Genomic DNA, 10,539 nt, shown 5'->3' on the forward strand with positions numbered 1-10,539 from the left:
ATTAAGAGGGCTGCAGAGATGCAGCCCTCTTTCATTTCATCGCCCCACAAGGTAGTCAGCCCCGCCACGCCATGAACGACCAGCAACTGCTGCGCTATTCGCGCCACATCCTCCTCGACGAGATCGACATTGCCGGACAGGAAAAACTGCTGGCCGGCCATGCGTTGATCATCGGCGCCGGCGGACTGGGGTCGCCGGCAGCCATGTATCTGGCCTCGGCCGGCATGGGCAGGATCACGCTGGTGGATGATGATAGCGTCGACCTGACCAACCTGCAGCGCCAGATCATGCACACCACTGGCCGCGTGGGTCAGCTCAAGGTGTTGTCGGGGCAGCAGGCGTTGGAGGAGATCAATCCGGACATCGACATCGTTGCGCTGGCTGAGCGCGTCAGCGACGCGCGCTTGGGTGAACTGGTGCGCAACGCCACGGTGGTGCTCGATTGCAGCGACAATTTCGATACTCGCCACGCCGTCAACCGCGCCTGCGTGGCCCACAAGGTGCCGCTGGTGTCGGGCGCGGCGATCCGCTTCGACGGCCAGGTCAGCGTGTTCGATCCGCGTTCGGGGACGGCGCCGTGCTACGCCTGCCTGTTTCCGCCCGACCAGAAATTCGACGAGGTGCAATGCTCGACCATGGGCGTGTTTTCGCCGCTGGTGGGAATCATCGGCACCATGCAGGCGGCTGAAGCACTCAAATTGACGGCGGAGATCGGCGAATCGCTGGCCGGCCGGCTGCAGATCCTCGACGCCCGCAACATGGAATGGACCACCATCCGGCTGGCGCGCAACCCGGCTTGCCCGGTGTGCGGCGCAGTACATCCAGCCTGACCGTACCGGGCAGGCCTCAGGCAGGCGCAAGCAGTGCGTGAAGTGCTATTTATGCGCCAAGTTCTGGTATACACTGTATTGGATTTGCGTGCCGGATGACACGCTTCCCCATCTGCGTGTCATGGCGTGAGCCAGGCACGATCGTCGATTGACCAGATAACCGGGAGTTTCGGGGGGAGGATACATGGGCGTCACCGCAAAGAAGGATAGTTCCAAAGCCACCGCGGCCAAAAGTGCAGCCAAGAAAGCCGGCGCCACTGCCGCAGCGGTCAAAACGCCAAGGGCGGCAACTGAAAAGCTGAAGCCGAAACCAGCCAGCCGGGCGGCGACGCCGGCCCGCAAAACCGCTGCAGTCAAGACTGCACCGGCCACGCAGCCCAAGGCCGGCAAGGCTGCGCCGAAGAAGACAACAACTTCATCGGCAGCCAATGTTGTTGTAGTAAAATCCCTGACCGTTAAACAAACGGTATCGGCGACCGCCGGGTCCGGCACAGGGAAGGGCGCCGGCAAGGCAGTCGGCGCGGCGTCTCAAAAAGCGCCCGCAACAGCGTCAACACCGGCAGCAAGGGAAGTGGATTCAAAAGCGACCAAATCCGGTCAGCCTGGCGGCAGCAAAGCCAGCGGCAGCAAGGCAGAAAAGCAGGATGCAAGCGCCGGATTAAAGGATAAAATTGAAAAACCCGTAGTATTGAAAGTAAGCGAAGTGGCAACTAAAACTCCCAAAACTACCCCTGATACGCAAACCTTGCTCACCGAGGAACAAATCCTCAAGATGGGCGAGAAGGACTACATGAACGAAGCGCAACTTGCTTTCTTCAAGGCCCGTTTGCAACAGCTGGAACGAGATCTGCTCAAGAACGCCGGCGAGACCACCGAGCATCTGCGCGAAACCGTGCTGGTGCCTGATCCTGCCGACCGCGCCACGATCGAAGAAGAACACGCGCTGGAATTGCGCACCCGTGACCGCGAGCGCAAGCTGCTCAAGAAGGTGCAGCAATCCATCGTCTCCATCGACGGCGGCGAATACGGCTGGTGCGAAGAAACCGGCGAACCGATCGGCATTCCGCGTCTGTTGGCGCGTCCTACCGCGACACTGTCGCTGGAAGCGCAACAACGCCGCGAACTCAAGCAAAAGCTGTACGGCGACTGAGTTCCCGCTGTGATCAAAAGCAATGGCGCCGCGAGTCGGCGCCATTCGCTTTTGTTTTCCACGTCTTTCATTGTGCGTGTCGTTTCCGCGCGGCGTTGGTGACGCTGTCATCGCGTTCTCGTCGTGCCTCGTTGGCTATTCTCGCGGCATCCTTTCGTCGTTTCTTTCTGAGCCTCCCCGGTTTCACCAGCGCGTCCACGGGCGGCGGGCGATATATTCGTAAATGCAACAGTGTTGCAATTTAGTGTTATAATTCGCGCTCTCCGGCACGCCGCTCGCACGCGCTCGCCGAACCATCGTTGACCTACCTGAACCTCATGGCCGTCGCCACCGCCACATTGCTGCGTATTGACCATCCGGCCCGTCCCGCCGGCGTCTTTGCCCGACGCAGTCGCAGCGGCCGCATGGGTTTGGCGCTGGCATTGGCGGCGATGCTGTTGTTCTCGCAATGGCTAGGGCTGTCGCACGGCATCGCTCACGCCGGTTGGCCGGGGCAAGAACATGTTTCTTCGGTTGCCTCCTTCAATGCCGCACTGTTCAACTATGTCGACGTCGGCACCGCTAATTCAGCCTCTTCTGCCGACGGCAAGCACCACGCCGCACATGAAAAATCGCATCATTCCTGCGTCGAATACGACGCCGCCGCCGGCGCTGCCGGTATCCACGCCGGTTTCTTTTCTCCTCCACTGATTCCCGGCACGCAAGTGCTGGCGCTGTGGCAGGCCTTCGCCTCCTGGGATGCGCCGGCCGTTTGCCACTTTTCCTCACGCGCGCCACCGCGCTGACATGAACGCAATGATTTCCCGGCCGGACCGCTTCACGCGGATCCGCGTCCGGACGCACGCCATTCTTTCATTTGTCAGTCAAGGAACACCATGCAAGCCCAGCCAACCCTGCTGGCCAGCGCCGTCCTGTCCGCGCTCGCCGTCATGTCCACCGCCGCCTTCGCACAGACCGTGCAGACCGTGCAAACCACGCCGCCGCAGCAATCACAGCAACTGCAGGAAGTCGTCGTCACAGCCAGCCCCTTCGCCACTGAAGAAAACGCCCAAATCCTCACCCCCGCCAAAGTGCTGGCCGGCGATGAGCTGCGCAACAAGCTCGGCAATTCGCTCGGCGACACGCTGTCGCAAGAGCTCGGCGTCTCGGCCTCCGCCTTCGGCGCGGGGGCGTCGCGTCCCATCATCCGCGGCATGGAAGGTCCGCGCGTATTGATGCTGCAAAACGGCATGTCGACCGCCGACGTCTCGACCGTCTCCAACGACCACGCGGTCGCCACCGAAGCCGCCACCGCACGCCAGATTGAAATCCTGCGCGGTCCGGCCGCGCTGCTGTACGGCTCGGGAGCCATCGGCGGCCTGGTCAACGTGGTCAACGACCGCATCCCGACCGAGCTGGTGGGCAAGCCGACCGGCCAGGTCGAGGCGCGCTACGGCACCGTTGACGGCCAGAAGAACACGTCATTCTCGGTCGACGGTTCGGCCGGCCAGATCGGCCTGCACGTTGACGGCAACTATCGCGACACCGACAACTACAAGATCCCCGGCAACGCCAAACAGGGCGACGCCACCACCGCATCCGGTCGCCTGCCGAATTCCTTCACACATGAAAGCAGCGTCGGCGTCGGCGGTTCCTACATCGCCGACTGGGGCCACCTCGGCGCGTCGGTATCGTCGCTGGACGATCACTACGGCATCCCAACTGCGGAGAAATCCTTCATCGACCTGCACCAGACTCGCTACGACATCGACAGTCTGGTCAAGGAGCCGTTTGCCGGAATAGAGTCCTTCAAGTTCAAGCTCGGCTATACCGACTACACCCATACCGAGAAGAAGGAAGACGGCACCGCCGACACCGTGTTCTCCAACCGCGCGCTGCAGACGCGCTGGGAGCTGGCGCACAAGCCGCTGGCCGGCTGGCGCGGCAATTTCGGCATCCAGAGCGAGCAAAACAACTATTCAGCCTTGTCGGCCGTCGACGGTTCGCCGCAGCTGACGCCCAAAACCAAGTCCAGCACCTTCGCCGGCTTCCTGGTCGAGGAGCGCAAGTTCGGCTCGGTGCTGGCCAGCGCCGGCCTGCGCCTGGAGTCCGTCAAGCGCCGTCCGGAAGGCCTGCAAAACCGCGACTTCAACCTGTTCTCATGGTCCACCGGCGCTTTGTGGAGCTTCGTGCCAGGCTACGGCCTGGGCGCGACCTATTCGGTGGCGCAGCGTGCGCCGACCGTGGAAGAGCTGTATTCCAACGGCCCGCATGAATCGACCTCGACCTTCGACATCGGCAACGGCAGCCTGCAAAAGGAAACCTCGCACAACATCGAACTGAGCCTGCAAAAGACCGAAGGCCTGGTGCGCTGGAAGGGCAACCTGTTCCAGAACAAGGTGAAGAATTACGTCTACGGCCGCACCAATGGCCAGGTCGACGCCACCGGCAATGCCGATCCTGCCGGCGAATTCCTGCAGCGCTTCTGGTCGCAGGGCGACGCCACCATCCACGGCGCCGAAGTCGAAGTCAGCTACAACCTGAACAACGAAGGATTCTCGGTGCGCGGCTTTGCCGACACCTCGCGCGGCACGCTGGACAATCAGGGCAGCCTGCCGCTGCAACCGGCCACGCGCTACGGCGTCGACCTCGGCTGGAAGCAAGGTCCGTGGGCCAGCGGCGCACGCGTGCTGCGCGCCCTCAAGCAGGATCGCCTGGCCGCCTTCGAATCCAGCCAGACGCCGTCCTACACCCAGCTCGACGCCAATCTGTCGTACACGCAAAAGCTGCAGGCGATGCGCGTGACCTGGTTCGCGCTGGTGAAGAACCTGCTCAACCAGGACATCCGCTATTCCACCGCCGTGCTCAAGGACACCGTGCCGCAGTCGGGGCGCAACCTGATCGTCGGGGTGCGTACGCAGTTCTGACCGGACCCGTTTGCGTGGCGCACGGCCCCTGAACCAATCAAAACCGGCAAAAGGCATGCTCTTTTGCCGGTTTTTCACCAATGCGCGGCGACGTATTGGGCTATTCTTGGCAGAGTCACCGGCAATGCCGCCGGCACCGCCAGTCCCGGCCCGAGGAGCGCATGCCACCTGTTCGCATCATTGCAATTGCAACAGCCTTGTCCTTGCTGTCCGCCTGTGCTTTTGCGCAAGAGCGACAGGTGGTCAAGCTCGGTTTCAGCAGCCCGCTGTCGGGGCCGCAGGCCGCCGCCGGCAAGGATGCGCTGAACGGTGCGCAGATGGCGATCGAACGCCTGAACCAGCAAAACCTGCAGCTGGACGGCAAAGTCATTCGTTTTGAGTTGCTGGTGCGCGACGACAAGGCCAGCATGCAGGAAGGCGCCGCAATCGCGCGGGAGCTGGCGGGGGCCGGGGTCCGGGCGGTGCTGGGACCGTTCAATTCCGGCGTGGCGCTGAGCGTTGCGAAGATCTACAACGACGCCGGCGTGGTGTCGCTCACCGTCGCCTCCAATCCCAAAGTCACCCAGGCCGCGCTGACGTACGTGTTTCGCATTGCCGCCAGCGACGCCGACATGGGCGGCAAGATGGGCCTGTATGCGGCGCGCCATCTCAAACTGAAAAAAATCGCGGTCATCGACGACGGCTCGCTCTACGCGCGCGGACTGATCGACGAGTTCGAGCGGGTCGCCAAAATGAACGGCGTCCAGCTGGTGTACAAGGAAGTGGTCGGCGACAAGGTGGAGGAATTCGGTGCTGCACTGAGCGCCGTCGCCGCCGCCAAAGCCGACGGCGTCTTCTTCGGCGGCTACGTGCCGCAGGCCGGCGCATTGCTGCGACAAATGCAGCAGCGCGGCATGCCGATCGCCTTTCTGGGCGGCGACGCCTTATGTTCGTCGGCCATGCTGGTACAGGCCGGCAGCGCGCTGGGCGATCGTACTTACTGCGTGCAGGGAGGCGTGTGGCTGACCAGGGTGTCGGACGGCGCCGTCTTTGCCTCCGCTTACCAGGGCAAATACGGCAGCATGCCGGATGTCTATGCGCCGACCTTCTACGACGGCGTGCTGTTGCTGTGGCAGGCGATGAAGTCGGCCAATTCGATTGACCCGCGCGTCTTTGCGCCGGTGCTGGCGCGCATGCGCTACAAGGGGGTGACGGCCACCTATGAGTTCACGCCACGCCACGACATGACCGAATCGACCGTGACCATCCTGCGCTTCAAGGATGGCAAGCTGGCGCCGCTATCGAGTTTTTGAGACGGCTCGTCCGTGATTTATTTGATCGGCAGACGGATCGTATTCTTGACCTCTTCCATCACCGCGTAGGTATGCGTTTCGCGCACGCCCTTGAGCTGCAGCAGCGACTTGCCGAGGAATTCGCGGTAGGCGTTCATATCCTTCACGCGCGACTTGACCAGATAATCGAAGCCGCCCGCGACCATGTGGCATTCCATGATTTCGGGGATGCTCTGCACACTTTTCTTGAAGGCTTCGAAGACGTCGGCCGTAGTACGGTCCAGCACGACTTCGATGAACACCAGCAGCGATACGTCCAGCAATTCCGGATTGAGCTGGGCCGCATAGCCGAGGATGTAGCCGGCGTCTTGCAGCTTGCGCACCCGTTCCAGGCAGGCCGCCGGCGACAGATTCACGCGTGCGGCCAGGTCGACGTTGCTGATGCGGCCGTCGTTTTGCAGTTCGGAGAGTATCTTTTTGCTGATTTTATCAAGCGTAGCCATAGAATCTGAATTTTCTTCTGTTTAATGAAGAATTGCTGAATTAAATTCTGATTATAAGGGCAATTATCGGGACTAATATCATCAAAGAGTAAATAGAATCGAGCACCATAAAAAGTAGTTGCGCCGGACCACCGGACGCAACGGGCCGACCAAAGCACAGAAGAGAGACTCACCCGCCATGCCTATCTGCAGTTGCGCTTGCGACCGTCTTGCCTTTTTGCCGCCGCGGCTTGAATTCAGTGTTTTAACGCAAGCCTGACCTTCAACCAAGAGAGGAAACAACATGTATAACCGCATGCATATCATCGCCGCTTCACTTGCCATCATCCCGGCATTCGCATCTGCTCAGGAAGTGCAAACAGTGAAGATCGGTTTCAGCAGTCCGCTGACCGGGCCACAAGCTTCGGCCGGCAAGGATAACCAGGGCGGTTTGCAAATGGCGGTCGAGCGTCTGAATACGCAAGGTCTCGTCATCGGCGGCAAGAAGATCAAATTCGAAATCGTCGCGGAAGACGACCAGGCCGATCCGAAATCGGGCGTGGGCGTAGCGCAAAAGCTGGTTGACCAGGGCGTCAAGGCCATCGTCGGTCCGTACAACTCGGGCGTCACCATTCCTGCTTCGCGCGTCTACAACGACGCCGGCATCGTGACAGCGACCGTGGCCTCCAATCCGAAGATCACCCAGCAAGGTTTCGCCACCCTGTACCGTGTTGCAGCAAGCGACAGCCAATTGGGCGGCAAGATGGCGCTGTACGCAGCCAAGGAACTGAAGATCAAGACCGTGTCCGTGATTGATGACCGCACCGCGTATGGCCAAGGCCTGGCGGAAGAATTCATCAAGATCGCCCAAGCCAACGGCATCAAGGTCGTCAGCAAGGACTTCACCAACGACAAGGCAACCGACTTCACCGCCATCCTGACCTCGATCAAGGGCAAGAAGCCGCAAGCCGTGTTCATCGGCGGTTACGCGCCACAAGGCGGTCCGATCAAGCGCCAGATGAAGCAACTGGGCATCGACGCGCTGCTGATGGGCGGCGACGGCATCTGCTCGCCTGAAATGGGCCGTCTGGGCGGCGACGCCATCGGTGAAAGCGTCTACTGTACGCAAGGCGGCACGATCCTCGAGAAGGCCAAGGAAGGCAAGGCATTCGCCGACGACTATCAAAAGAAATTCAGCCGTCCCGCAGAAGTCTATGCAGTCTCGTTCTATGACGGCATGATGGTCATCGCCCAGGCAATGAAGGCGGCCAACTCCGTCGAACCAAAGGTGTACGGCCCTGCGCTGGCTAAAATCAAATACAAAGGCGTGGCAGGTCAGTACGAGTTCGACGACAAGCATGACCTGAAGCAATCGCCAGTGACGATCTTCCGCTTCAAGGACGGCGTGCCGGTTGCTCTGACCAGCTACTGATCGCTGCGTCGTTTCATCGCCAGTTCCATTTCATTTCTGCCAGGGAACAATCGCAGCCTTGCGATTGCTTCCCTGAAATGATCCCCTGGTAATTTCCGTAGTTCATCCCCGGCCCTCTGCAGTGCAGCAGGGCCGGCGATCGCCATAGCCTCATCTTTCCGATCAGGCACGGCATTGATGCATCCGTATCACCAATACAGCGCACGCAAGGTGAAATGCAATACACTGCCCCTTGCACTGGTTTCCTGTATTTCGCAGAAGGAAGTTTCATGCTCAGTTACACCCGCACCGTCCAGACCATCGACGCCCACACCGGCGGCGAACCCTTGCGCATCCTGGTGTCCGGCTTGCCGCAAGTGCCCGGCGCCACGATCCTCGAAAAGCGCACCTGGCTGAAAGAAAACCGCGACGACCTGCGCCAGTTCCTCATGAACGAGCCGCGCGGTCACGCCGACATGTACGGCGCATACCTGTTTCCGCCACTGACGCCGAATGCCGATTTCGGCGTTATTTTTATCCACAACGAAGGCTACAGCGACATGTGCGGCCACGGCATCATCGCGCTGGGCAAAGTGCTGGTCGAAATGGGCTATGTCGAGCGCACTTCACCGGTGACGCGCATCTGCTTCGACGCGCCGGCCGGCTTCATCGACGCCAGCGTGGAGTGGGACGGCCAGCGCGCCGGCAAGGTCACCTTCAAGAACGTGCCTTCCTTCATCTATCAGCGCGACGTCGAAGTCGATACCCCGAGCTTCGGCAAGATCACCGGCGACATCGTCTTCGGCGGCGCTTTCTACTATTACATCAACGCCGACCAGGCCAAACTGACCGTCAAGCCGGAACAAGTGCGCCAGCTGATCCAGCTCGGCGCCGAGACCAAGGCCGCGGTCAAGGCCAAGGTGCAGATCCAGCATCCGCTCGAGCCGGGTTTGAATACGCTGTACGGCACCATCATCGACAGCGCCCCCAATTTTCCCGGCGCTGATCAGTCCAACGTCTGCATCTTCGCCGACCGCGAAGTCGACCGTTCGCCGACCGGCACCGGCACCTCCGGCCGCGCGGCGCAACTGTTCCTGCGCGGCAAGCTGGACCTCAACCAGGACTACGTCAACGGCAGCATCGTCGGCAGCAACTTCAGCGTGCGCGTCACCGGCACCACCAAGGTCGGCGAGCTCGATGCGGCTTTCACCGAAGTCACCGGTTCGGCGCACATCATGAGCACCAACCAGTGGGTGCTGGAAGAGTCCGACCCGTTCCCGACCGGCTTCTTCCTGAGGTAAATCGATGCATATTCTCGACGCCCAACAAACCGCCGCCGCGCTGCCGTACAGCCGCCTGGTTCCCGCGCTGGCACAGGCCGCACAGGAATTCGCCGACGGCCGCATCACCGCGCCCGAACGCCAGGTCGTGCCGATCGACGCCAACAGCGTGCTGCTCAGCATGCCCGCCGTCAGCGCCGATCTCAGCGTCACCAAACTGATTACAGTCCACGGCGACAACGCCAAACATGGCCTGCCGGCGATCCAGGGCGAAGTCATCGTCTTCGAGACCCAGACCGGCCGCCGCATCGCCTTGCTGCATGGTCCAACCGTTACTGCACGTCGCACGGCCGCAATGACTTTGCTCGGTATCCAGACGCTCGCGCCGGCCAAGCCGACATCGGCGCTGCTGATCGGCACCGGCGTGCAGGCGGCGGCGCATGCCGATGCGCTGGTGGAGTTTTTTGGCGTCACGCAATTCTGGATTGTGGCGCGCGACGTTGCCCGCATGCAGGCGTTCTGCAGCGAGCTCAGCACGCGTCATGCCGAGCGCGGCATCGTCGCCAGTCCGCTGGCGGCTGACGCCATGCAAAAGGATGTGCCTGCGACCGATGTGCTGATCGCACTGACCACTTCGCGCACCGCGGTGATTCCGGCCAGACTTGCACCGCACACGCTGGCCATCGGTGTCGGCGCGTTCAAGCCCGACATGGTGGAATTCCCGGCAGCGCTGCTGGCCGAACGCACCATCGTCGTCGACGACCTCGGCGGCGCGAAGCATGAAGCCGGCGACCTGATCCAGGCCGGCGTCGACTGGAGCCGCGTACGCGCCATCGGCGACATCCTGGCCGGTCGCGGGGAAAAGCTGCAGCCTTCGCAGGGTTTGCCGGTCTTCAAGACCGTCGGCCAGGCGTCATGGGATTTGGCGGCGGCGCGCGTGGCGCGTGACTCGCTGCAAAGTTGATCTGACAGAAATTCAATCCACAAAGATTTACACAGAACCGCTCTGCAACAAGCAGCGTGGAAAAAAAGGGAGCTTAGGAGACATATGGACATATTCATCCAGCAAATCATCAACGGCCTGGTCTTGGGGAGCATGTACGCCCTGATCGCGCTGGGCTACACGATGGTGTACGGCGTGCTGAACCTGATCAATTTTGCGCACGGCGACGTGCTCATGATCGGCGCGATGGCAGGCTTGAGCATCTT

Annotated in this window: 9 protein-coding genes and 1 pseudogene; 9 read left to right on the forward strand and 1 reads right to left on the reverse strand. The window is 61.3% G+C overall.

Annotated features, from left to right (window positions below):
- Positions 1 to 71 precede the first annotated feature (71 nt).
- The 5 genes from ACIROY_RS21895 (at position 72) to ACIROY_RS21915 (ending at position 6,178) form a co-directional block, all read left to right on the forward strand.
- The gene (locus ACIROY_RS21895; RefSeq protein ID WP_402277728.1) at positions 72 to 830 is read left to right on the forward strand and encodes a HesA/MoeB/ThiF family protein; all 759 of its coding nucleotides are present in this window, start codon (positions 72 to 74) and stop codon (positions 828 to 830) included.
- A gap of 745 nt (positions 831 to 1,575) precedes the next feature.
- On the forward strand, positions 1,576 to 1,980 hold the full coding sequence (gene dksA / locus ACIROY_RS21900; RefSeq protein ID WP_116436363.1) for an RNA polymerase-binding protein DksA: 405 nt from the start codon (positions 1,576 to 1,578) through the stop codon (positions 1,978 to 1,980).
- A 299-nt stretch (positions 1,981 to 2,279) separates the two neighbouring features.
- Complete coding sequence (locus tag ACIROY_RS21905) at positions 2,280 to 2,765, forward strand: hypothetical protein (RefSeq protein WP_402344188.1); 486 nt, start codon at positions 2,280 to 2,282, stop codon at positions 2,763 to 2,765.
- Positions 2,766 to 2,855: 90 nt separating this feature from the next.
- On the forward strand, positions 2,856 to 4,886 hold the full coding sequence (locus ACIROY_RS21910; protein WP_402344191.1) for a TonB-dependent receptor: 2,031 nt from the start codon (positions 2,856 to 2,858) through the stop codon (positions 4,884 to 4,886).
- Positions 4,887 to 5,047: 161 nt separating this feature from the next.
- On the forward strand, positions 5,048 to 6,178 hold the full coding sequence (locus ACIROY_RS21915) for a branched-chain amino acid ABC transporter substrate-binding protein (RefSeq protein WP_402277721.1): 1,131 nt from the start codon (positions 5,048 to 5,050) through the stop codon (positions 6,176 to 6,178).
- A 17-nt stretch (positions 6,179 to 6,195) separates the two neighbouring features.
- Here the strand turns inward: ACIROY_RS21915 and ACIROY_RS21920 are convergent, their stop codons facing one another.
- On the reverse strand, positions 6,196 to 6,660 hold the full coding sequence (locus ACIROY_RS21920) for an Lrp/AsnC ligand binding domain-containing protein (protein ID WP_016832045.1): 465 nt from the start codon (positions 6,658 to 6,660) through the stop codon (positions 6,196 to 6,198).
- 283 nt (positions 6,661 to 6,943) lie between these two features.
- Here ACIROY_RS21920 and ACIROY_RS21925 point away from each other — a divergent pair, with 283 nt between their 5' ends.
- From ACIROY_RS21925 to ACIROY_RS21940, 4 genes and pseudogenes are all read left to right on the forward strand, one after another.
- The gene (locus ACIROY_RS21925) at positions 6,944 to 8,071 is read left to right on the forward strand and encodes a branched-chain amino acid ABC transporter substrate-binding protein (RefSeq protein ID WP_402277718.1); all 1,128 of its coding nucleotides are present in this window, start codon (positions 6,944 to 6,946) and stop codon (positions 8,069 to 8,071) included.
- Positions 8,072 to 8,340: 269 nt separating this feature from the next.
- Positions 8,341 to 9,351: a trans-3-hydroxy-L-proline dehydratase gene (gene lhpH / locus ACIROY_RS21930; RefSeq protein ID WP_402277716.1), complete on the forward strand. Its 1,011-nt coding sequence runs from the start codon at positions 8,341 to 8,343 to the stop codon at positions 9,349 to 9,351.
- A 4-nt stretch (positions 9,352 to 9,355) separates the two neighbouring features.
- Positions 9,356 to 10,294, forward strand: coding sequence for a delta(1)-pyrroline-2-carboxylate reductase family protein (locus ACIROY_RS21935; protein WP_402344194.1), 939 nt, complete (start codon positions 9,356 to 9,358; stop codon positions 10,292 to 10,294).
- An 84-nt stretch (positions 10,295 to 10,378) separates the two neighbouring features.
- Positions 10,379 to 10,539 (forward strand): annotated as a pseudogene (locus ACIROY_RS21940) (branched-chain amino acid ABC transporter permease); the annotation flags it as partial.

The organism is Herbaspirillum sp. NPDC101396, from assembly GCF_044767365.1.
Classification (GTDB): Bacteria; Pseudomonadota; Gammaproteobacteria; order Burkholderiales; family Burkholderiaceae_D; genus Herbaspirillum.

Coding starts and splice junctions, on each gene's coding strand:
- ACIROY_RS21920 (WP_016832045.1), bottom strand. CDS start 6,660: ATGGCTACGCTTGATAAAATCAGCAAAAAGATACTCTCCGAACTGCAA.
- ACIROY_RS21895 (WP_402277728.1), top strand. CDS start 72: ATGAACGACCAGCAACTGCTGCGCTATTCGCGCCACATCCTCCTCGAC.
- ACIROY_RS21915 (WP_402277721.1), top strand. CDS start 5,048: ATGCCACCTGTTCGCATCATTGCAATTGCAACAGCCTTGTCCTTGCTG.
- lhpH (WP_402277716.1), top strand. CDS start 8,341: ATGCTCAGTTACACCCGCACCGTCCAGACCATCGACGCCCACACCGGC.
- ACIROY_RS21925 (WP_402277718.1), top strand. CDS start 6,944: ATGTATAACCGCATGCATATCATCGCCGCTTCACTTGCCATCATCCCG.
- ACIROY_RS21910 (WP_402344191.1), top strand. CDS start 2,856: ATGCAAGCCCAGCCAACCCTGCTGGCCAGCGCCGTCCTGTCCGCGCTC.
- ACIROY_RS21935 (WP_402344194.1), top strand. CDS start 9,356: ATGCATATTCTCGACGCCCAACAAACCGCCGCCGCGCTGCCGTACAGC.